This is a genomic window from Psychrobacter sanguinis, from assembly GCF_020736705.1.
In the GTDB taxonomy this organism is placed as follows: domain Bacteria; phylum Pseudomonadota; class Gammaproteobacteria; order Pseudomonadales; family Moraxellaceae; genus Psychrobacter; species Psychrobacter sanguinis.
Window position 1 is genome coordinate 2,969,301 of sequence record NZ_CP085990.1, and the last position, 22,815, is coordinate 2,992,115.

Sequence of the window (22,815 nt, forward strand, 5' to 3'; positions counted from 1 at the left end):
TATTATTGAGCAATGGCCTCTTGGTCCGTCTGTTGCGAATCAGGCACGTCAATTTGTTGCCATGCCTCTCCTAATACGTTTGTTGCAAATTCCTTAGCGAACGGCGCATAAGGAAGTAATTCTGGGGCAATAACAGAGGACTGCCATAAAGAAGTATTTATAATAACCGGTGCAGACACGCTCAACATTACTAAGACCACCAGTACGTTTTTAGCGGCCCCTAAGACGCCACCTGCCAGCTGGTCAATCAAGCCTAACTTCAGACCTTTTACAATGCCAGAGACCAGTACCGTCAATAGCTGAATAACAATCAGCACCATAAGCACAATGACTAAAAATCCTGCCCCCATCTGTAATACAGGGGAGCTCACGTAATTGGCCAAATAGGGAGCAACATCATCCGCTAAGCGAGTGGCGGCCAAAAGCGCAATAAACCAGCCCACTAATGAGATTGAACTACGGATAAACCCTACGTTAAATCCTCGCCACAACCCTGCTAGCACCATGACTGCAATAATAATGTCTAAGAAGCCCATGCTGTAACCTTAGCTTGTATTCGATATCGAGTTTTAATAAAGAAGGCCTACTTTTTTGTTTTAAACGTTTGGTATTAAAGACTGCTTATTCGAAGATAGTAAGGCAGTAGAAGATAGTAGCGTAATAAACGCCACTACTTATCTAACAAACCAACTCATTTAATAACCAACCTTATTAGTCGATAAACAGCGCATCACGATGACTGGTAATCGCTTCTACACACTGTTGAACCAGTCCAGGCCCTTTATAAATCATACCGCTATACAGCTGCACCATGCTTGCACCGGCTTCTAATTTACGTACCGCCTTCTCGCCACTGTCAATGCCACCGACACCTATGATAGGCAGTTTGCCTTCTAAGCGCTCATAGAATTGCTGAACGATCTCAGTGCTCAAGTGACCTACTGGACGACCTGATAGCCCACCTGCTTCATCCCCAAAGGGTAAGTCTTCTACCCCCGTTCTACTCAAGGTAGTATTGGTTGCAATCAGACCATCAATTTCAAATTCTATAAGCTGTTTTGCGATGTAATCGACTTGATCCTCTGATAAATCAGGGGCTACTTTAAGCACCATAGGCACATAAAAGCCATAGTCTGTCGCTAATTGGTTATGACGATTTTTAATGTTGTCTAATAGCTCGGTCAACGCCTCTCCACTTTGTAAATCACGTAAATTTTTGGTGTTGGGAGAGGAGATATTTACAGTGATATAAGAAGCATGTGGATACACGCGGTCTAAGCAATATATGTAGTCATCCGCTGCATTTTCAACGGGCGTTGACGCATTTTTTCCGATATTAATACCGATATTGCCCTGATATTTGCAGTTTTTGACATTCTTAATTAGATTGTCAACGCCTAGGTTATTAAACCCCATACGGTTAATAATAGCGTCTGCCTCTTTTATTCTAAACAGCCTCGGCTTATCATTACCCGGCTGAGGTCTAGGCGTCACGGTCCCTACTTCGATAAACCCGAAACCTAGCTCTGCTAAGGCATCAATATATCGGCCGTTTTTATCTAACCCTGCCGCCAAACCGACCGGATTTGAAAACTGCAATCCCATACACTCCGTTGGCAAGGACTGCTGAGAATAAATAAAACCTAGGGTATGTGTTTTATGCGCTTTTTCTAAAAGCTTAAGGGTCAAATCGTGAGCTTGCTCAGGGTCTAAATTAAATAAGAAAGGACGTAATAAGGCGTAGGACATAACGCTAGATAACCTGCTATGAAGTAAGTAAATTTAGAGAATTGCGGTCAGGCACGACTCTTAGATAAAAACGATAATTCTATTCAAGATTAAGCTGTGTTCTACTCAGAAGCTGTTGATTATAACAGTATAATCATTGTAAATCATCGATTAGTGTCAACTAATAAATGACTTATAAACACCCTGAGTATCACTCTAATCCATTATTGAACCGGTCGTTTGTCACTTAGTGCTATCCAGCCTTTAACGATGCGATAAATGTGCCAAATAAATGAAAATAAAATCATGATACCACCAAATGCGGCCAGTCCAGTCGAACCTAATGCCACATTTGAGCTGTCTGCAAATACACCAAGACCCAGCCCGCCTAGACCGATGACCGCCAAAACAACACCGATAAAACCAAACACAATACTGTACCAAAAGGTTTTGATTTGCCAATCAAAATGAGTAGCAAGCCAAGTATGATTGGCCTGTTGACGACGGGCATAGTTCATTATGATAGGCACAATCCATAACAAACCTGCTGTAAAATAACTCAGCACATACAATAAATAAGTGATGTGATTATAGCGAACCAAAGACTCTTCCTGTTCCTTACTGATAACAGGCGCATGGTTATAATCTGGCGTTTTAATAAGTTGGGAATATTGCAAATTGGCATCACCCATACCGCCCACAGGTATCTTTAAATCAGGCTTTTCAAGCTCCGTGGTTCGCTGCATATCGCGATCATCCTGCATAATATTCCCCTTTATCATTATTAGAGCAGTTATTATTGTTAGAGCAGTTACTATTATATCTCTATGCTACTGCCACATAATTTTGTCATAGTCATAGCACTCACTATTGTGTTAATACTGGCTTAGCGTTATACATTGTCTTAGCGCTGCTCTACCAATTGATAGCCGTAGCAGTACTGTAAATAGTAGCATTATAAATAGCCGTGATCTAAATAGAGTACTACAAACTTAGCTCAGGCACATAACGGTCTACTTCATCACCCATGTCAGGCGCAATGAGCGATGCTTCAAAGACACGCGCTTCAGCCAAATGATAGGACTCAGGCATATCCGCAGTCAGTAAGCCAGCCATTTTCGCCACAATTGGCATATGACATACCACCACCACACACTCCCCTTCGACGTCCATTAGACCGTGCAACCCCTGCATAGCGTCATCATCTGGCGTGATATTTGAATGCACTTTCACCGGCACATCAGGCTTAAGAGTGGTTAATGCTTGCAATGTCTGCTGCGCTCTAACATACGGGCTGACCACAAACATATCAGGCTTATAGTTCGCCATAATATATTCGGCAGTGGCCTCAGCTTGTTGCACGCCTAACGGAGTTAAATGACGTTCAGAATCTTGCTGAGTCTGACGCTCAGCTTCTCCATGACGCATTAAAATAATTTTCATAATTTTATCAGTCCTGTTTATTTGAGGCAGCATCCATTTGCGCTTTTAAGGCCTCATTACTATATTCATGGGGCATAACAAATTCAACATCGCTTCTGAAACCTGACTCCATTAGATTCAGAGCAACCCCTAATGTGGCTTGATCATCAAAGATAACCGCATGTAGTGCATGGGTAATAGGCATATAGATACCAAGCTTGGTCGCTTTTTCATGCACCTGCTGAATGGTATTTACCCCTTCTGCAGTTTGACCCAACTTCTTAATAGCGGCCTCCAAGCTCATGCCTTTACCTAACATATTCCCTATACGGTAGTTACGACTTAACTCTGAGCTACAGGTTGCATACAAATCTCCCACGCCCGATAAGCCTAAGAAGGTTAAAGGATTGGCACCTGAAGCCACGCCAAAGCGGCTCATCTCAGCCAACGCACGGGTCAACAGCATCGCTTTGGTGTTTTCGCCCACATTATATGAGGCAGCCATACCCATAGCGATGGCATAAATATTCTTTAACGCACCGCCAAGCTCAACGCCCTTGATGTCATCTGAGGCAAATATTCTAAAAAAGGCACTGTGTAATGCAGATTGCACAGCATGACGTAATAACTCTGAGTCACTGGCAATCACCGAAGCAGATGGCATATTCTGCATAATTTCAACTGCCAAGTTAGGCCCTGACATTACGCCAAAATTTACCTCAGGTAACTCTTCTTTAATGATGTCACTCATCAAGCTAAATGTGTCTTTTTCCATACCTTTGGTCAATGACACAATAGACTGACCGCTCAGATACGGACGAATATTTTTTAGCGTTTCTCTAAATGCTGAGCTCGGAACCGCCACAAAAATAACATCTTTATTTTGCACCGCCTCTTTTAAATCATGCTCATATTTTAAACGCTCATCTAAGGTATAGCCTGGCAAATATTTTTTATTAATACGCGTTTTTTGCAGCGACTTTACAGTGCGTTTATTACGAACCCATAAGGTAGAGTCGCACCCATTACGCGCCGCTAAATTAGACATAGCGGTACCGAAGCTACCACCGCCTAAGAAAGCCAGACGCAATTTATGAGGTGCTGCTATCCCTTGAGGTTTGTTCATGTTATTTAAGACTGCTTTTTCAATCTCATCAGAGTCTAGCGGTGGGTTTTCACGCTTAGCTTTGGCACTCACTTTGGCCGCTCTGTCAAATAAGCTGGCCAAAAGTCCAGAGGTAAATACGGACTTCTCTTCGTTAGAAGATGGATCTATAGGGGCTTCTGTCTGCTCCATGTCTTTATCTTCAACGTCCTTGTTCTTTTGTTCATCTGACATAAGAATGCTCTCTATTTTTTAATAGGGTTAAATTTAACAGGTTAAATGAGTGGTCATAATTTTATTATAAACGGTTGGCTATCTTAATTCATGCTCCATACTCAACCAGTCATTTATTCTGAGTCGTAGTGGATGAAATCAGCAGTCTCAATATCGCCACGACTCGGCATCACACAATGGCTAGTGCCCACATAGACAAATGCTGTAACATAGTCCTCTGCACCGACATTAAAATAAGTCTTAACCGCAGGCTCATTTGCCAAAGGGCCCGTACGCCATACTGTACTAAATCCTTGTGCTTTTAACGCCAAAATTAAATTCTGTACCGCAGCACCTGCACTCAATAACTGCTCAAATTCAGGCACTTTTTCATGGTACTGCATGTTGGTAACCACCGTGATAATCATCGGCGCTCTTAACGGCATCTTTAAGGTCTTTTCTGCACTACGCTCATCAAGCTCTGTCCCTTCACGTAAGGCTTTTGCTTCTGCTGCTGCCAATAAAGCACGACCTAAAGCATGCCTTTGCTGACCTTCTGTCACAATAAATCGCCAAGGTTGCAGTTTCTTATGATCAGGTGCGGTCATCGCACATCCTATAGCCACTTCAAGCTGATTTTTCTTTGGCGCAGGTATGGTCAAATTACCAATACTACGGCGTGATTTAATCCAGTTAATCACTTGTTCATCAGTGACTTTCACTGATTGGGTCGAATTTGAGTCTAGAACATCCTGTTCACTGTCATTATTATGGTCTAAATTATTAGGGTTTAAATTATCGGTCAAATTTTGTTCAGTCATAATATCCTCTATTATAAATGGTGTTTGTCCTTAAATAGTGTTTGTTCCTAGCTTAGATAGTATTTGCCTTTAAGCAGGGTGCGTCTTTATTATGTTTATCCTAATTATGAATTACGTCTTAATAAACAGGTCTTACTATCATATTTACTAGGCAACCTTTTAGACATCTGCCAATCTACTAAAATTATTGCTTAAAATAATTTATCTATGCGCTTAAGCTAGCAGGCTATTAAACTAATATTGGTACCCAAAGTATTTTTTACAATACTTATTACCAAACTGCTACTCAGCAGACAGTTTGAAAAGAGTTATCGAATGAAAGGAGGTAGGTTAGAGTGTTTTAGATTAATAGTGGATCAGCTATCAGGCGAGGTATTTCAAAATCTACCATCCGCCACAATTGCTGCCGTTAAGCAGCAATTGTGGTTTTAACACCTTATTAACTATTTTATAAAATTGACACTTATAAACTTGGAGGTGTCTAGGCTATGGCAGAGACAGGAGGCCGAACATCCGCATTCTGACCACGATGACGCAAATAATGATCAAGCAAAACGATGGCCAACATTGCTTCGGCAATAGGCGTTGCTCTCACACCCACACAGGGATCATGGCGACCCTTAGTCAGCATATCTATAGAGTTTCCAGCCACATCAATACTTTTACCTGGCGTGGTGATACTAGAGGTAGGCTTTAAAGCAATGCTTACCTTAATATCTTGACCTGATGAAATGCCGCCTAAAATACCGCCTGAATGGTTGGCAGTGAAACCTTCTGGTGTCAACTCATCCCGTGAGGTATGACCGAATTGCTCAGCCACACTCATTCCGTCACCAATCTCCACCCCTTTAACCGCATTAATACTCATCATTGCATGGGCTATATCAGCATCAAGACGATCAAAAACAGGCTCACCCAAACCGACAGGAACGCCTGAAGCAATCACTTCAAGCTTAGCGCCACAACTGGTACCCTCTCTTCTTAAGCGTTCAATTAAGGCTTCAAATCTGGGAATGGCTTCAGCGTCCGCACAAAAGAAAGGATTGCTGTTGACAAACTGCCAATCAATTGCAGCCGAGTCTTGCAACGCAGCTTTCTCATTACCCATCTGCACCACATGACCGTGAATACTAACGCCTAGACGCTGCTTTAGGTATTTCTTTGCAATAGCACCTGCCGCCACTCGCATCGCCGTTTCACGCGCAGAAGAACGGCCACCGCCACGATAGTCGCGAAATCCGTACTTCATGCTATAGGTATAATCGGCATGGCCCGGTCTAAACGTATCTTTGATATCGCTATAGTCTTTCGACTTTTGATTGGTATTTCGAATTAACAAACCGATAGAGGTACCCGTGGTTTTGCCTTCGAACACCCCTGAAATAATTTCTACTTCATCAGGCTCTCGGCGCTGAGTGGCAAATTTGGAAGTACCTGGCTTACGGCGGTCTAAATCTACCTGTAAGTCCTCACTACTCAAAGCCACACCTGGCGGAATACCATCTACTATGGCCAATAATCCTTCACCATGTGATTCGCCACATGTGGTGACCCTAAACACCTGTCCAATACTATTCCCTGCCATAACTCTTGCTCAATCTTATTTTGGTTTATTTTGCTAAATGCTTGGGGCAACTTTAATTGCCCCATTTATAGCACTTTGCTGACTATCACTCACGGTTAGTTGCTATAGGCTTATGACTCTAATTGTGCCACTTGAGCGGCAAATAGATGACGGTTAGCGACCAGTTCATCACGATCTATAGCGAATACCCCATTGCCGCCTCGGGCAAAGCTTAACCAATTAAACTGAATTTCAGGATAGGCTTGACGTAAAGCCCAATCACTGTCACCCACCTCACAAACTAATAATCCTTCTGGAGAAAGATAATCGGCTGCTTCATTTAATATCTTATGAACCAAATCTAAGCCATCTTGACCCGCTGCCAAAGCATGCTCAGGCTCATGAATAAATTCAGGAGGTAATTCAGCCATTGCAGCAGCATCGACATAAGGAGGATTGGTCACAATCAATTCGTATTGATTTTCAGCCGGAATCTTATCAAATAAGTCTGATTCTATTAGATTTAATTGATGCTCCATACCGTGATGCTCAACGTTCACTGCCGCTACTTCTAAAGCAGAGGTGTCAATGTCGGCTGCATCTACCAAAGCATCTCTAAATCTGCTGGCTAGCGCTATAGCAATACAGGCAGAACCAGTGCATAAATCTAGGATACGTTCTGGTTGGTAAAGCTGTTTGTTCTCAAGACCATGTAGATAAAAAGAAGGTAAGTCTGGGGTAGAGTCCGCACCCAATGGCTGTGCAACGCCATTGGTCTCGAAATAAGGATAAAATTGCTGACGAATCAGTTCGGCAATAGGCGATCTTGGAATAAGCACCCGCTCATCGACATAAAAAGGTAGGTCGCAGAAATAGGCCAAATTAACTAGGTAGCTTAAAGGCTTACGGTACACAATACGTGACTGTAATAAAGCCAGCACTTCGCCCTTCTCTGAAGGCGTCAAGCGACAGTCTAAAATTTGCTCATCAGCAGACCAATCCAACGATAAAGTATGCAATACAATAGCGGCGGCTTCTGCAAAGACATCATTGGTACCTTGTGCCACTACTACCTCATAGTTACGCAGCTGAGTCACACAAAAACGAATGAAGTCACGGATACTATAAAGCGACTGAGCGGCTTCCTCACAATCGGCTAACAAGCCATCAAATTCACCATCTAAGGGGCTAGCCATGACATCATCTGCTATGCCTGTGCCTTCTGAACCTTGGATTTGGGCAAGAATGGCTTGGGCATCTAAAGAAGCCAACGAAGTACTTTGATTGGTCATTTCGTCTAAACTTGAACTGTCTATTGAGCTTGAGTTATCTGTTGACATAGTTAATCTGCTATTCCCATTACTGAGTTAAATGCTAAAGTTAAATTGCTAATAAAACATTCTATATGATATTAATAAAAAAAATCAGGTTAGTTTTATGCACTTACCCATTATAACCAACATTTCGCACTTGGCACTATCACCACCATAAATATCCCCCTCTATTTTTAACTGACTTAAATAGCACAATTGTTACGGTTACTTTAGAATTTGTGGTAAACATTTGCCAGTTGATACTTTTCGTCGCATAATAGCGACACCTCTTTTTATTGTGAATAACTGTATGACTATGAACGCTAAACCTATCACTACACAGATAACCGCTAAATTTGCTCCTAAATTACTTGCAGCGACTGTTGCGGCTACCTTATTTGCTTTTAGCAGCACAGCTATGGCAGAAACAGCACCTAAAAAGCCCACTAAATCAGTGGATAGCCTTCAGCAGCTTATTAAAGATAAAAATACTGAGAGCGAGCAACAACGAGTTGCGGCTGAAAAAGCCCAGCAAGCTGATGTAAGTGGTGAACTGGCCTCTGACGATGCCCAAGACGTCGCTATTCAGACCCAGGTCAATAAAGAGATTGCCGAACAAACTAATGATGATGTTGGCACCGGTCAAGCCGTCGCTATGAGTAACTCAGCCACGGATGATGACTCTATTAAGAGCATCGAAAACAAAGATGGTAAGGTCTATAAAACCACCAACCTATCTAACTATGCTCGTGCTGTAAATAGTGCTGTTTGGACCCCAAATATGCGTAAAAACACAGCCATGACTGTAAAAATGCAAGCGTTGCTAGATTGGAACCATGCTTCACCAGGTCCTATTGATGGTGGATGGGGTATGAACAGTACCAAAGCACTGTCTAACTTCCAAACCATGAAAGGATTGCCAAGCACGGGTAAAATGGACACCGCCACTTGGAATGCTTTAACCAAGAATATTGATCCCAATCAGCCAGTACTGGTTCAATATACGTTAACCAAAGAAGATGTTAATACTAATTTTCAGGACACCCCTTCTGGATCAGAAGCCAAGTCCAAAATGAAAGGCTTGTATTATCAGAACATCAAAGAGATGTTGGGTGAACGCTTCCATATGGACGTGCGCTACCTTGAGAAGTTAAACAAGGGTAAAAGCTTTACTGAAGGTGAAACACTGACTGTTATTAATGTTGGCGAGCCCTTAAAAGAGAAGATTAACCGTGTTATTGCTGATAAAGCGACCAAGACTTTATATGCTTATAACGGTGATAAGCTAGTGGCTACTTATCCTACTACTGTAGGCAGCACCAGCACCCCTTCTCCATCAGGTACTTTCAAAATTGTTAATAAAGTTAAGATGCCATGGTACAAATCAACCGTCAAAAATGGTGACAAGTCACAGGTATTCATGTTGCCACCAGGACCAAATAACCCTGTAGGTGTGGTCTGGATGGGTCTATCTAAACCTTCTTACGGTATTCACGGTTCACCAGTTCCTGAAGGTATCAGCCGTCAAGCTTCTGCAGGTTGTGTGCGTTTAACCAACTGGGACGTGCTTGAAGTATATGCGAACGTTGAAAATGGCGCTTCAGTAGAGCTTAAATAATAAACCCTGTTTTGGATTATAGATTTAGTTCTGTTTTATTGCAAATCGCATCGAACATTAATGACAGCAAAGACTATTCAGCAAATACTATTAGTGTAATGGCCGTAAGTTAATAACTGTAAATATATAGGGGCAAGTTATGACAAAAAGTTTGAGTATTATTGACCGCGCTATTGTTGGCTTTGATAGCAGCCTGCGTTCAGTCATTCCCCATTCGAATCAGACCGCTCGCCCCTTACCTGTTAGCTCCGATACCCTTCCTGAATTATCGATCAATGAGTCTCGCCATGTGGCGGGGCTTATGCGTATTAATCATACTGGTGAAGTATGCGCTCAAGGCCTTTACCATGGTCAAGCCTTTACCGCCAAAGATCAACAGGTAAAACAGGCAATGCAACACTCTGCCGATGAAGAGATTGATCACTTAGTTTGGTGTGAGACTCGCCTTGACGAGTTAGGTAGCCATCCTAGTGTATTTACCCCGGTTTGGTATGGCTTGTCTTTTGGACTTGGCGCTGTTGCCGGTCTTATTTCTGACGAGTTTAGTTTAGGCTTTGTGGCAGAGACTGAAGCACAGGTGAGTGAGCATTTACAAGATCATATTGACCAATTACCCAAGCAAGACACTCGAAGTAAAGAGATTTTGGCTCAAATGAACATCGAAGAACTGCAACACCGTGAGGCGGCGCTAAATCACGGTGGCAAAGCATTATCCGCTCCCGTCAGAGTCTCCATGCGTTGGATGGCTAACCGTATGAAAAACTTGGCTTATCATCTATAGCTTTTGGTTTAATGGCTATTGTCCTTGGTTTAAAAAATAACTTCTTGGACCAAATCATAATCAAAGTTTACATCTGGCCTCTTTAATGCCTTTTGTAAAATTGATATGTTATACAACTTATTATATTCAAAAATCCAATTTTCCTTAAAACAGCTATATATAGAAAAACCTATATCTAGAAATTTAGCAGGTGAAAACATTGAATGTCAGACAGCGTTTGGCTGTTTAACGGCTTAAATTACCTCTATTTTTTTGGCCTCTAAATTATTTTAGATAGTCACTTACTCCCGCTAGTTTTCAATTTTGGATACATAATTTTTATCAGTAATTACCATTGATTATAAGGACCTAATAATGAATAAATCGGTATCTGTAAAACTTCTTTCAAGTGCACTTTTAGTGAGCTTGGTGGCCACAGGCTGTGAGTCACTACCAAACTCTGGCAGCAGAACAACAGGCTCAACTACTGCTGTGGTTACAGATGATTCTGTTGATGATACAGCAGCTATTAACGCAGACACGTCAAATGGTAGAGTGTACAAAGTTAAGTACGATGCCAACGAATTAAAAAACAATCCTTTGGTCAATGCTACTGACATCACTACAACTAGATTACCTGGTATTCCAACCCCAATGGTTCAAGTATCTGATGCAAGCTATGTGACTACGGTATTAATTCCTAAAACGCGCATCAATCCAAATGACTTACTAGATGTAAGCTTATTAGATGATTTCATTAATGAAATTAGCTCTAATGCACGTCATTATCCGCCGCGCTTCGATAGCAAATCTGATCTTTACTACGCTAAAGAAAAATTAAAAGAGTTAGAAGCTTGGATTCGTCCGTTTGCAGAAAACGAAAATGCTTCTTATGATGTACTTCTAAGAGCGGCTAAACTAAATGGTATGGGTCGTAACCTAGACTTAGGTTCTGACTATGCCATTCGTGGCAGTACTTTTATCGCCAAAGCGATCGATAGACAGCCTGAGAGTGCTGAAGCTAACTTTATTTATGGCATGATGCTGTCTGAAGGCGGCGGTTTTAAAGAAGGTAAAAAATACCTAGTGAAAGCGGCTTCTCAAAACTATAAAGAAGCAGAGCAAAGTTTGGCTCAAGCTGACTTATTAAACGACAACCGCGCCGCTGCCCTATCTCGTTTACAAGCGCTTCAGCAAAAGCATCCTGAAGATGCCACCATCGCTAAGCAAATTGAAATCATTGAAGCCGGTAAATACTATATTTGGGATTTACGCTAATCAATAACAGATAAAAAACTATCTATCGATAACAGTAAAGCCACTTAATTGTGGCTTTATTGCTTTTACTCTATCTCTCGTCACTTACAGTTCTTAGTGACTTATCTCCAAATTTCAACCCTATTTTTGACCTGACCTCTCTCACTATTGTCATACTAATGCTCTAAAAATAGAGTATTATAATTTATCTTAACTGTATAAAATTTCGTTATCTGATCTATTTAATTTCAAAAATAAAATGCAATTATTTCTTCTAAGTCATTGATTACGGCCATATTTATGCATAATAAACCTAGTTTCTCAAAACTGACTACCGCCCTTGCGTTAGCGTCAAGTATGGTTTTAACCACGTCGTGTAGTACGGTCTCTTTTAAAAAACAAAAATCTAGCCAAACCATTGCCAATAACCGAGGCAATATCGTGACTAGGCCCACTTTAAGTAATAAAAGTGCTTCTCAGCTACTTTCTATTGGTATGCCTGACAACGAATGCTTAGATGACTTTAATAAGTGTCTTGTCCAAATTGACAAAGGTTTTTTGAAAAAAGACAGTCGAGAGTATTTGGCGTTACTGGCAGAACTGCATCTAGCAAAGGCAAAGTCTATCGCAGAATCTGAACAATGCGTTGAAAGAGTTGTGCGGCCTCCCATTGACCCTTACTATGCAAATGCGCCTTTGACCGAGGAACAGCAAGCCGAAGCATTGATTTATTTAAAGCAATGTAATGCCGCTTATCGCGACAATCTATTAAGTGCTATCAAGTACAGTTACGCTTATTTATTTTATTCACAATTAAACCCTAATACCAGGGATAATGACAACACGCTCAGTAAGCCGAAGACTTTATTATCAAGTTTGGATATTCAAACACAAGATGTCTATGAAGCTGCTTCTGATGCGCTCATCAAGCAACTTTATGCTAATAAAGACAGTTCGCAACAATCCAGCAAAGTCACCTCTTTTATTAGCTCAAAGCTGGTGCGTGATAGTGGGTTGTCCAGCCGTAATGGTTCAAATTATGCTAATGGGCCCAAATATGGAGAACAGATAAAGGTCTTAAATTTTACCTTCCCTTCAATCCAAGACGACAAATATCTCGCAAGCCTTACGCGCGACAACTTGTCTAGCACTGACCTTGCTAAAGAAGGTGCTGATATAAATGACCGCATCGATGGAAATAGTATTACCAAAGACAGTATTGTTGAAGACAGTATTGTTGAAGACAGTATTGTTGAAGACAGTATTGTTGAAGACAGTGCTGTTGAAGTCAGTAGTGCCAAACAAAATTTCGATAGCAATGATTCAAATCCTGTAGATGATAAAGAGCAGGCAATTAAAGAGTTTGAAGCTTTAAATCAGAACCAAGACATCGTTTCTATTGATCTTTACTTGCCCAATGAGCCTGAGTACTTACAAAATACTGAGACCTATAATAAAAGCATTGATAAGTTATACGCCAGTCATGATATAAGTTTCTCAGGACTTAATACTATTAGTGAGCGAGAAGGTGTCGGTATCAGCTACGTGACCTTATTTGATGATCGCCCTAATACGTCCGTCAAAGCATTGTTAACCTCTGACAACAAGCAACTTAACTCAGAAGACCCCCGTGATAGAATACACCTAACCGGTAATTTATTACTCACCGGGGTGGTTATTCCAGAAGGCGAGCAATTGCAAGAGGTGTTAGCCACCAATAACTTTGATATTAAACTTTATAACCCGCATCACACCGAAGCGATTGATATGCTTGGTAAACCCTATTATTTGGCCGCCAACTTCTCTGCAAGTTATGGTATGTGGCTGGCCGAGAACAATCTGGATAATGTGGGCTACTTTAACTTATTGGCCCGCCAGCAAAGCTTGATAATGCCTCAGTTATTCATGCTTGAACCTTACGATCCTAATAAACGCATTATTATTATGCTACACGGTTTGGCATCAAGCCCTGCGACTTGGATTAGTATTACCAACGATATTTCACACGATGATGAATTGCGTGAAAACTACCAAGTATGGCAAATTTTCTACCCCACAAATATTCCAATTTTAGAGAACCGTTATAGAATTCAAGAACTGATTGAAACGGCTTATAAAATTAATGACCCAAATTCTGAACACATAGCAAGTCATAATTCAGTATTAATTGGTCATAGCATGGGTGCCATCATTGCCCGTATGATGGTCTCTAATGATAATCTACAGGATCAGTTTCATAAATTAGCGCAAGAAGAAAATACCCCTCGTCTCAGTGATATATTGAACAATGAATTTGATCAACAAAAAGTACTTAATAGGTTACATTTAAAGCAACTTGACAGTGTAGACACTGCAGTATTTATCTCAGCCCCCTTTAGAGGTACCGACTTTGCCGACAGATGGTTTACTCAGCTATTAAGACGCGTGGTACAGCTACCGATTGGGTTTGTCCAAACCGTTACCGGTAACTTAGCGAGTCTTGCCAGTGAAGATGAGCTTGCCAGCAACCCATTGGGTGCCCTATATTTCCAAAATGGGGCCAGTCAATTAAGTGATAAATCCTCATTCATGAAACTGACGGCGGACTTAAAAATTGCTGATAATGTGACTTATCATTCTATTATCGCCAATAGAGACTCCGATCTATATAACGGTTTGATACGCTTAAATCTTACCACAGCACCAGATACTGCTTTGTCCAGTAACCCTGCGCCTAAAGTCCTTAAAGCTGGGGTGAGTCCGGAGATTTTGGGAGAAAACAGCACGGCAACATCAGATGGCATACAAGGTAAGGCAGCAGAAAAAGTCCAAGATGTGGCCCAATCTATTACCAATCCTACCTCTGACGGTATTGTACCTTATAAGAGCTCTCATTTAGAAGGTGCAGCCAGTGAGACCATTATTAAAGGTAGGCATGGTATTCAGGATACACCAGAAGCAGTACTAACTTTACGTAAGATTCTACATCAACATCTAAAAGACCATCCGACTTATGAACAGGGAACGCAAAAAGAGGAAATAGAACCATAATATATGCTAGGCAGTAGCCCTTGATAGACGCTACGCATAGATGTTTTTTTGTTATGCAGTTATGGGTATGCCTTATTATAGGTAGTCTTGCTATGTGTCTTTAATAGATCATTTAGGCTTACAGTTTTGACTATTCAGCTTTGATTTTCCAGCCTTGATAACCGCTAACCATTCACTATTATAATTGTTGTAGGCTAAGCGCTTCTTGAACTGGCTTAAAGCTGCGTCTATGTTGTGGCAATACACCCAATTTTTGAATGGCCTCAATATGGGCCTTTGTGGGATAACCTTTATGGCCTTCTAAACCATAACCTGGATGAGCAGCGCCATCCTTAATCAGTTGTCTATCACGACTTACTTTTGCCAGTACACTAGCTGCAGCTATGGCACTGTGACGCGCATCGCCTTTTACCCAGGCTTCAGCATTGACACTGTGCTTTAATTCAGGACCAATATTATAGTGTTGCAGTAGTTGACTGTCTAAATCCGGTACTTTATTACCATCAATTAATAGGTTGAAGGCAATGTGATTTTGTGACGAACTGTGTATGTCTAAAAAGCCTTCTACCTCTAAAGACTTGTCTAAATTCGATTGCAAAGCTTGTACCATCTCAATCATTATCTGCTCACACGCCAAACGCATTCCCATCAAAGTCGCTTGTAGAATATTGACCTCATCAATTACTGAAGCAGGGATTTCGACAATCATGTAAGCCAAAGCCTGCTGCTTAATAGGCTCAAAAAGACGCTCGCGCTTTGCCTCTGTCAACTTTTTTGAGTCTGTAAGGATAGCTAAAGGTGTGTCTTGTAATGGATTTTGCTCTATTTCCGCAGACCACTGGCAGGGCAATATAGCCCCTGATACCACTACGCTGCCATATAAAGGACCACGGCCTACTTCATCGATACCAATATCAAACTGTAGCGTAGGCTTCTTATCTCTTAACTCAGCCGATAGTGTATCTCTATTATTAAGCTCAGCAGTCAAACCCTCATGATTGATATTTCCTTCGATAATAATCGTTGTGGCAAGAGGTAACGGCAAGCTATTTTGCAAAGAAGAAATAGCCGGTAATTCGGTAATGGTTTTATAAAACGAAGTCATTAAATAGCTGCTTAGTATTGAGTGTTTACGGTTTGACATACTCCCACCACCAAACCTAACGGTTATGGTGGGGGAATCTTTGCGACCCATAACAACCCCAACCTAGATTGAGTTGTTACCTTTCGCCAGTACACTTACGCTGATAAGTCACGTACTGGGGGAACTCTTTACACAGTAGCAAGTCCTGCTACATCAGCTAACGCCTGAGAGCGTATATTGCTTGCTGCATTGGTATCACGGTCATGGTGTGTTTGACAGCTAGGACACGTCCAATTTCTGACTGACAACGGCACAGTATCTAATTTGTGATGACAATGCGAACAAATTTTACTACTGGCAAAGAACCGACTCACTTTTAGAATGTTTTTACCATACCAATTCGCCTTGTAGGTAAGCAGGGTAACAAACTGCCCCCAACCCACGTCATTAATCGCTTTGGCAAGTTTTCGGTTCTTTACCATGTTTTTTACACCTAAATCTTCAATCGCATAACTGGTAGCTTGGTTTTCGCAAATCAGTTTATGCGTGACTTTATGGTGTAAGTCTAAGCGCTGGTTGCGTACTTTTTCATGAATACGAGCAACAGCTAACTTTTGTTTTTGATAGTTTTTACTTTGTTTGTGTTTACGAGCAAAGATTTTTTGCTGTATAGCAAGTCTTTGACTGGCTTTGGCTAAATGCTTTGGGTTATCAAATTTGCTACCATCTGATAGATTGAGTAAGTGACTAATACCTAAGTCAATGCCAACCGTTAATCTAGGTTCAATGGTCGTAGGCGTTGGCAATATATCAGCATTATCAACCAGTACGCTTGCATAGTATTTGCCTGTTGCTGTCTTACTAATCGTTACTGTTTTCACCTTGCCGACAAATTCACGGCTAAACACCGCTTTAATGCCCTTGAGTTTGGGTAGATTGATAATACCTTGCTCAAAGTTTACGGTGCAATGTTGAGGGCATTGATAACTACGCTGTGGGATTTTTTTAGATTTGAAACGTGGAAATTTGGCATGACCTTTGAAGAAGTTAGTAAAAGCGGTATAGACATTTAGTAAGGCATTTAGTAGTGATTGGCTATTGACCTCGTTTAGCCATGCAAACTGAGCTTTCTTTTTCTTTTTTACTAAATGGCTTTGGATTTTGCTACGTGATAATGATTTGCCAAACATAGCATAGTAGCGTTTTTGCAATGCCAACGCCCAATTGAACACAAACCGACTACAGCCAAAATGCTTTTCGATTAGCACTCGCTGTTCGTAGTTTGGGTAAATTCTGTATTTATAGGCTTTAAGCATGGTTTGTCAGTCAACTTGAATATAGGTATAACCTAGCATTATTTGCATTTAGCATCAATTATCAGCAATAAACCTAAATACTTAGAATAGGTCGCCCCGCCCGTGCTTACATCTCCACCTAAATCAAAGATTATAGGTGGAGAATTACGCACGATAAGTTAAATATTAAATAAATAACAGTGTCGACCTTGTGCCCTATTCATCAAATTATGTTTTATTAAGTATTATGTTTTATCAGTTATATTGTTGCTTAAATAGGACTTACGCAAAACGCATAAATTTTTGCATAAACCTGAAGAACTATAGTAGCATAAAGGCATGAAGAAAAAAGTTATCACCCGCTTAGACTACTGTCAATACTTACTGGTAAGCCAAATAAACTACACTCTTACCAACTATGCCGAGCATCATCCAGAATAGATCAGCTATGACCGCATCAATCGCTACCTGCGTCATGAAAAACTAAAACCCAGGCTCGTATGGGAAAAAGCCAAAGACGACATTGTGATGGATGAAGATGGCTGTCTCATCTTTGACGACAGCATCTTAGACAAAAACCACAGCCACAAAATTGAACTCGTCAACCGTCAATACAGTGGCAACGTTCATCGCATTATTAAAGGCATCTGTATCGTCAACTGTATCTACGTCAACCCAAAAACCCAGCAGTATTGGCTTATCGACTACCGCATCTACGATAGAGCCACTGACGGCAAAAGCAAACTTGACCATTTAAAAGACATGCTTAAACACAGCATCGAACACAAAAAGCTGTCATTTAAATATGTTCTCATGGATACCTGGTATGCCACCAAAGACATCATGCTATACATTGATGGCTTACAAAAAATCTTTTACTGCCCATTAAAATCCAATCGCAAAGTTGATGACTCAAAAGGCATAAACCCTTATAAAGCCGTCAGTGATTTAACTTGGACTGACACAGAACAACAAAACGGCAAACGCATTAAAATACACGGCTTTCCCAAAGATTATAAAGTGCAACTGTTCCGAGTAGCGGTGAATGACAACCGCACGGACTGGATTGTCACCAATGACACCACTCAAGATTCATCGATTGGTACACGATTGGTGTGTGCCATTCGCTGGAAAATTGAGCAGTTTCACCGAGAAATCAAACAATTAACTGGCATTGAATCCAATCAGTGTCGTAAGGCTCGTATTCAGCGTAATCATATTTGTTGTTCAATGCTCGTTTGGGTGCAGTTAGCTAAGCAAGCTAGAGTGCTAAAACAAACACTCTATCAGGTTAAAAAAGGCTTGCTTAGTGGTTATTTAAGGGAGCAGTTGCGCTCGCCTTCAGTTAAATTTGCGTAAGTCCTATTAAAGTATCGGTTGGTGGTTCAAAAAGTAGGCTGATTAAAATTTGAACAATTTTTAAAGCTTTGAAGGCCATATGGAATCAGAGAACTTAGCATAGACTTCCTATTGACTTTTAGCGCCAGCCTACTTTTTAGAACACCACCAAGTATCGTTTAAGCTGTTTAGATTATTGCTCAGATAATCATGCCAAGTGTTGATAACCGCTGATACCGCACTTTGACTGCTTTGCTGCTTCAACCAATTTGAGGTTTCATTCAAACGAACTAACTGCTGCTCATATTCTCTTGGTATCATTAAACGGGTCACTGCTCGGCAAATACTGTCGCCTGTTGCCTTCTCCTGAATGAGCTCAGGTACAATCTCCTCTCCTGCCAAGATATTGGGCAAGGACACATAAGGAACTTTGACCAATCGCTTAGCAATGGCATAGGTTAGTTTTTTCATTTGATACACCACCACCATAGGTCGATTCAGTAGCATTGCCTCTAGTGTTGCGGTGCCTGACGCTAAGACAATCATATCGGACATGGCCATAATAGATTGACTGAAGTCTTTTTGTTCCTGGCTTTCGTCATAGGCCACCGCCACTGCTCTTCTTAAAGACTCATCCTGACGCTCAATTAAATCTTGAACAATGTACTGATGGTTTTTATCTATGGTAGGAATCACAAAACACAGCTTTTCATCTACCATTAATAGTCGATTCACCGCATTGAGCATCAGTGGCAATATGGCATTAATCTCTGAACGCCTTGAGCCTGGCATCAAGCAAATCATCTGACTGATGTCCTCTTTACGATTGGCAAAGAAATTATGTAGCTCTGAGTTATTCCAAATTAGCTCACGTCGCTGCTCATGAGTGGCTATCTCTACCAACTCCTTGGGAAGATTGTGTAATAAGGGATGACCAACACAGACCGCAGGGTGATTGTGGCGTTGATAAACCTCAAGCTCAAAAGGAAATAGGCACAACACCAAATGAGTGGCTTTTTTGATAGATTCGATACGCGATTCACGCCATGCCCATATTGAGGGACTGACGTATTGAACACAGAAGATATCTTTTGGTTTGAGTTTTTTGGCAACCCGTAAGTTAAAGTCAGGGGCATCAATGCCAATGAACCAATCTATTTTAACCTCAGTAAAAGCAGATACCAGCTCGGAACGGGCTTTTAGCAAGTCTGGCAATTGCGACATAACCTCGACCAAACCCATAACCGCTAAGCGGTCTAAAGGAAATAAAGACTGTAGTCCTTGTGCTTTCATCTTAGGCCCACCTACCCCTATCCATACCACCTCTTCGATAAGGTCATTTACTTGTGCCATAAAGTCTGCACCCAGAGAATCTCCCGACGCCTCTCCTGCCACAATACCAATGACTAATGGTTTATTGGGATTCCGAGATTTATTGATGAGTTCAGAATTGCCTGAAGCACTTGCTAACATAGTTAACTCTACTTTAATATCAAAGGATTAGAAGAAACTTAGACCATAACGAGGGTGATGTGTTTTACAAAGCATCAAATTAGGACGACAGTATAACAAATATTTGTAATACCCATTCCCTATATGAAGCAATAAGCAAAGCTTAACACTTGTCAATCTTAGAATAACCCTCCATAATAAAGTTAACCCTAAAAAATGTCATGACTTATCCGTTATACACTTATAAGATATAAATAAAGGTATGACATTTAAACCTATAAGTGATAAATATAATGAAACCCACTTATCCTATAACGATATACCAAAAATTAATTTCCCAACGTTTTTAACAGTATTTTAAACTAGGCACTATAAATATGACTATGAACTCGACTACCCACACAGCAGATATTGATGACGTGAATATTGAAAAGTTTATCCCCTTGATTACCCCTGCCAGCCTAAAAGCCGAGTATCCTTTGTCAGAGAAGGCCTATAACACAGTGCTAACAGGTCGTACTACCATCCAAAATATTTTAGATGGTACTGATAAGCGTCTATTGGTTGTGGTAGGTCCTTGCTCAATCCATGACATTAAAGCGGCTCATGAATACGCTGATAAACTGGTTAAACTTGCCGATGAGCTAAAAGACAGCATTTATATTGTTATGCGTGTCTACTTTGAAAAGCCGCGTACCACAGTGGGCTGGAAAGGGTTAATTAACGACCCTGACATGAATGACAGCTTTGATATTGAAAAAGGCCTACGTATGGCGCGTAAGCTGTTACTTGACTTAAATGAAAAGGGTTTGCCGTGTGCTACAGAAGCATTGGACCCGAATACCCCGCAGTATATGCAAGACTTAATCAGTTGGTCAGCTATTGGCGCGCGTACTACTGAAAGTCAAACTCACCGTGAAATGAGCTCAGGTCTGTCTTGTCCTGTTGGTTTCAAGAATGGTACTGATGGCGGTATGACTGTAGCGGTTAATGCGATGAATGCGGTTAAATCGGGTCATAACTTCTTAGGGCTATCTAGTGATGGTCAGGTCTGTATCATCAAATCTAAAGGCAACCCTTATGCTCACGTGGTCTTGCGTGGCGGTAATGGCAAACCTAACTATGACCAGTCCTCAGTTGAACAGGCTGAAAATGAGTTAGAAAAAGGTAATGCCATGGTTAAGATTATGATTGACTCAAGTCATGCCAACTCTGGTAAAGACCCTTACCTACAGCCTATGGTAATCCAAAACGTGGCCGAGCAAATCAAAAATGGCAACAAGTCAATTATGGGTCTTATGATTGAAAGTCACTTAAAAGGTGGTAATCAGAAACTAACCAGCGATCCTTCACAGCTTGAGTATGGTAAATCAATTACTGATGGCTGCTTAGACTGGGACAGCACTGTTGCCTCTTTACACAACTTAAGAAACACTATTAAAGACGTGCTTCCTAACCGATAGTGATTAGACAATAATGCTTAGTTAATAGTAGAGCTTAACTGATAGTAGCTTCTAGCTAAAAGCCACTAACTAGCACTTATTAACAACTACTTCTCTGCACACGACAAAAAAAACAAAAAAGTCTGTTAAAGCAAAGGCATAATAGTAATTTTCAAGACGAATCAGACCATGCCAAACCTTAACAGACTTAGTGAAACTTTAACCCAAAACCTGAGCATGAACAAGGCAAGAATCACATGTTTGAGCCTAATGATAATAGCCCTGATTACTGCTCAAAGCAGTAATCTTAAAAAAAATAGCAAGACACCTTCCTAAGGGTGGCAAGACCGACAGTCACTATCGCAGACTACAGCGATTTTTTGCCGAAGCGAGGATAGACTACGATCAACTGGCTTTAATGATATATCGACTATTTGGGCTAGGCAAAGTCACCTTAACCATTGACCGCACCAACTGGAAATGGGGTAAAAGTAACCTCAACATCTTTATGCTAGGGGTGGTATATAAAGGGATAGCCATCCCCTTATACTGGCAAATGCTAGATAAGCGAGGTAATACAAACCATCTTGAACGCTGTGAACTTATTGAGCGGTTTATCAAACAATTTGGCAAAGATAACCTTGAGATGATAGTAGCAGACAGAGAGTTTGTTGGCGAAAAATGGTTTAACTGGCTCACCAATAATCACATACCCTTTGCCATACGGATTAAGAAGAACAGTAAAGTTAGGAATCATCATGGCAAGTTGGTACAGATTAAAGAGTTATTACGCCATGTTAGCCATCAAGAAACATATCGACATGGGCGAATACTGACTGTCGATGGTTGTTTGGTTCGAGTATTTGCCAAGCGTGATAAAGACTACGGTTTAGTGATTGTCGCAACCAATCAACTAGAAACAGTGGATGCGATGACAAGCTATGCTAAGCGTTGGGAAATTGAGACTTTATTTGCTTGTCTAAAGGGCCGTGGCTTTAATCTTGAAGATACCCACTTAACCCATCTTGATCGAGTCAGTAAATTAGTCGCAGTGAACGCCTTAGCATTTTGTTGGGCTTATCATGTCGGTATTTATAAAGACAAAGATAAGCCGTTAAAACGCAAGTTGAAGTCAAACGCTCGACCTCAAGCCAGTTTGTTTGCGCTTGGCCTGGATGTGTTGATTGAGGGCCTTCGTTTGGTGTTTTTTAACAATGATCAGACTGTCTTTCGACAGTTAGTTAGCTTTTTAACCCCTAAACCTATGAAAATCGGGTGGGGATGATTTTTTTGTCGTGTGCAGAGCAACTACTTATAAAAAAATGCCTAACTTAACGTTAGGCATTTTTTATTGCTAAATTTAACTATCATCC

The 22,815-nt window shown here is 41.0% G+C and carries 17 protein-coding genes and 1 pseudogene; 7 read left to right on the forward strand and 11 right to left on the reverse strand.

Annotation, left to right across the window (positions count from 1 at the left end; genetic code table 11):
* Positions 1-2: 2 nt before the first annotated feature.
* The 8 genes from LK453_RS12495 to prmB form a co-directional block, all read right to left on the reverse strand.
* On the reverse strand, positions 3-536 hold the full coding sequence (locus LK453_RS12495) for a CvpA family protein (protein ID WP_201530094.1): 534 nt from the start codon (positions 534-536) through the stop codon (positions 3-5).
* A gap of 175 nt (positions 537-711) precedes the next feature.
* Positions 712-1,749 carry a quinone-dependent dihydroorotate dehydrogenase gene (locus LK453_RS12500; RefSeq protein ID WP_201530092.1) on the reverse strand — a complete coding sequence of 346 codons (1,038 nt, stop codon included), beginning with the start codon at positions 1,747-1,749 and terminating at the stop codon, positions 712-714.
* A gap of 203 nt (positions 1,750-1,952) precedes the next feature.
* Positions 1,953-2,492, reverse strand: coding sequence for a DUF4870 family protein (locus LK453_RS12505; RefSeq protein ID WP_227672002.1), 540 nt, complete (start codon positions 2,490-2,492; stop codon positions 1,953-1,955).
* Between the two features lie 220 nt (positions 2,493-2,712).
* A complete protein-coding gene (gene sixA / locus LK453_RS12510; RefSeq protein ID WP_201538240.1) occupies positions 2,713-3,171 on the reverse strand; it encodes a phosphohistidine phosphatase SixA in 459 nt (152 codons plus the stop codon).
* Positions 3,172-3,178: 7 nt separating this feature from the next.
* A complete protein-coding gene (locus LK453_RS12515) occupies positions 3,179-4,489 on the reverse strand; it encodes an NAD(P)H-dependent glycerol-3-phosphate dehydrogenase (protein ID WP_007393759.1) in 1,311 nt (436 codons plus the stop codon).
* Positions 4,490-4,602: 113 nt separating this feature from the next.
* A complete protein-coding gene (locus LK453_RS12520) occupies positions 4,603-5,289 on the reverse strand; it encodes a nitroreductase family protein (protein WP_201530088.1) in 687 nt (228 codons plus the stop codon).
* 481 nt (positions 5,290-5,770) lie between these two features.
* A complete protein-coding gene (gene aroC, locus LK453_RS12525) occupies positions 5,771-6,874 on the reverse strand; it encodes a chorismate synthase (RefSeq protein ID WP_201530086.1) in 1,104 nt (367 codons plus the stop codon).
* 110 nt (positions 6,875-6,984) lie between these two features.
* Positions 6,985-8,049 carry a 50S ribosomal protein L3 N(5)-glutamine methyltransferase gene (gene prmB / locus LK453_RS12530; RefSeq protein ID WP_201530119.1) on the reverse strand — a complete coding sequence of 355 codons (1,065 nt, stop codon included), beginning with the start codon at positions 8,047-8,049 and terminating at the stop codon, positions 6,985-6,987.
* 427 nt (positions 8,050-8,476) lie between these two features.
* Here prmB and LK453_RS12535 point away from each other — a divergent pair, with 427 nt between their 5' ends.
* From LK453_RS12535 to LK453_RS12550, 4 genes are all read left to right on the forward strand, one after another.
* Positions 8,477-9,784 carry a L,D-transpeptidase family protein gene (locus LK453_RS12535; protein WP_007393763.1) on the forward strand — a complete coding sequence of 436 codons (1,308 nt, stop codon included), beginning with the start codon at positions 8,477-8,479 and terminating at the stop codon, positions 9,782-9,784.
* A gap of 139 nt (positions 9,785-9,923) precedes the next feature.
* Positions 9,924-10,565, forward strand: coding sequence for a 2-polyprenyl-3-methyl-6-methoxy-1,4-benzoquinone monooxygenase (gene coq7 / locus LK453_RS12540; protein ID WP_007393764.1), 642 nt, complete (start codon positions 9,924-9,926; stop codon positions 10,563-10,565).
* A 354-nt stretch (positions 10,566-10,919) separates the two neighbouring features.
* The gene (locus tag LK453_RS12545) at positions 10,920-11,822 is read left to right on the forward strand and encodes a tetratricopeptide repeat protein (protein ID WP_201530084.1); all 903 of its coding nucleotides are present in this window, start codon (positions 10,920-10,922) and stop codon (positions 11,820-11,822) included.
* A 279-nt stretch (positions 11,823-12,101) separates the two neighbouring features.
* Complete coding sequence (locus LK453_RS12550) at positions 12,102-14,831, forward strand: esterase/lipase family protein (protein WP_201542045.1); 2,730 nt, start codon at positions 12,102-12,104, stop codon at positions 14,829-14,831.
* A gap of 178 nt (positions 14,832-15,009) precedes the next feature.
* Here the strand turns inward: LK453_RS12550 and LK453_RS12555 are convergent, their stop codons facing one another.
* Together LK453_RS12555 and tnpB are read right to left on the reverse strand one after the other, a co-directional pair.
* Complete coding sequence (locus tag LK453_RS12555; protein WP_007393769.1) at positions 15,010-15,936, reverse strand: ribonuclease HII; 927 nt, start codon at positions 15,934-15,936, stop codon at positions 15,010-15,012.
* Between the two features lie 167 nt (positions 15,937-16,103).
* Positions 16,104-17,231, reverse strand: coding sequence for an IS200/IS605 family element RNA-guided endonuclease TnpB (tnpB, locus tag LK453_RS12560; protein WP_227945160.1), 1,128 nt, complete (start codon positions 17,229-17,231; stop codon positions 16,104-16,106).
* Positions 17,232-17,549: 318 nt separating this feature from the next.
* Here tnpB and LK453_RS12565 point away from each other — a divergent pair.
* Positions 17,550-18,569, forward strand: a pseudogene (locus tag LK453_RS12565) (IS701 family transposase).
* A gap of 129 nt (positions 18,570-18,698) precedes the next feature.
* Here the strand turns inward: LK453_RS12565 and lpxB are convergent.
* Positions 18,699-20,021: a lipid-A-disaccharide synthase gene (gene lpxB / locus LK453_RS12570; protein WP_201538408.1), complete on the reverse strand. Its 1,323-nt coding sequence runs from the start codon at positions 20,019-20,021 to the stop codon at positions 18,699-18,701.
* A gap of 356 nt (positions 20,022-20,377) precedes the next feature.
* Here lpxB and LK453_RS12575 point away from each other — a divergent pair, with 356 nt between their 5' ends.
* Both LK453_RS12575 and LK453_RS12580 read left to right on the forward strand, forming a co-directional pair.
* Entirely contained in the window at positions 20,378-21,463 is a 1,086-nt protein-coding gene (locus LK453_RS12575; protein WP_007393771.1) for a 3-deoxy-7-phosphoheptulonate synthase, read from the forward strand.
* Positions 21,464-21,758: 295 nt separating this feature from the next.
* Complete coding sequence (locus tag LK453_RS12580) at positions 21,759-22,727, forward strand: IS4 family transposase (protein ID WP_227945209.1); 969 nt, start codon at positions 21,759-21,761, stop codon at positions 22,725-22,727.
* The last annotated feature ends 88 nt before the right edge of the window (positions 22,728-22,815 follow it).

Excerpts from the sequence above, each read along its gene's own strand:
- LK453_RS12495 (WP_201530094.1), bottom strand. The coding sequence starts at position 536 with ATGGGCTTCTTAGACATTATTATTGCAGTCATGGTGCTAGCAGGGTTG.
- LK453_RS12500 (WP_201530092.1), bottom strand. The coding sequence starts at position 1,749 with ATGTCCTACGCCTTATTACGTCCTTTCTTATTTAATTTAGACCCTGAG.
- LK453_RS12505 (WP_227672002.1), bottom strand. The coding sequence starts at position 2,492 with ATGCAGGATGATCGCGATATGCAGCGAACCACGGAGCTTGAAAAGCCT.
- sixA (WP_201538240.1), bottom strand. The coding sequence starts at position 3,171 with ATGAAAATTATTTTAATGCGTCATGGAGAAGCTGAGCGTCAGACTCAG.
- LK453_RS12515 (WP_007393759.1), bottom strand. The coding sequence starts at position 4,489 with ATGTCAGATGAACAAAAGAACAAGGACGTTGAAGATAAAGACATGGAG.
- LK453_RS12520 (WP_201530088.1), bottom strand. The coding sequence starts at position 5,289 with ATGACTGAACAAAATTTGACCGATAATTTAAACCCTAATAATTTAGAC.
- aroC (WP_201530086.1), bottom strand. The coding sequence starts at position 6,874 with ATGGCAGGGAATAGTATTGGACAGGTGTTTAGGGTCACCACATGTGGC.
- prmB (WP_201530119.1), bottom strand. The coding sequence starts at position 8,049 with ATGGCTAGCCCCTTAGATGGTGAATTTGATGGCTTGTTAGCCGATTGT.
- LK453_RS12535 (WP_007393763.1), top strand. The coding sequence starts at position 8,477 with ATGACTATGAACGCTAAACCTATCACTACACAGATAACCGCTAAATTT.
- coq7 (WP_007393764.1), top strand. The coding sequence starts at position 9,924 with ATGACAAAAAGTTTGAGTATTATTGACCGCGCTATTGTTGGCTTTGAT.
- LK453_RS12545 (WP_201530084.1), top strand. The coding sequence starts at position 10,920 with ATGAATAAATCGGTATCTGTAAAACTTCTTTCAAGTGCACTTTTAGTG.
- LK453_RS12550 (WP_201542045.1), top strand. The coding sequence starts at position 12,102 with ATGCATAATAAACCTAGTTTCTCAAAACTGACTACCGCCCTTGCGTTA.
- LK453_RS12555 (WP_007393769.1), bottom strand. The coding sequence starts at position 15,936 with ATGACTTCGTTTTATAAAACCATTACCGAATTACCGGCTATTTCTTCT.
- tnpB (WP_227945160.1), bottom strand. The coding sequence starts at position 17,231 with ATGCTTAAAGCCTATAAATACAGAATTTACCCAAACTACGAACAGCGA.
- lpxB (WP_201538408.1), bottom strand. The coding sequence starts at position 20,021 with ATGTTAGCAAGTGCTTCAGGCAATTCTGAACTCATCAATAAATCTCGG.
- LK453_RS12575 (WP_007393771.1), top strand. The coding sequence starts at position 20,378 with ATGACTATGAACTCGACTACCCACACAGCAGATATTGATGACGTGAAT.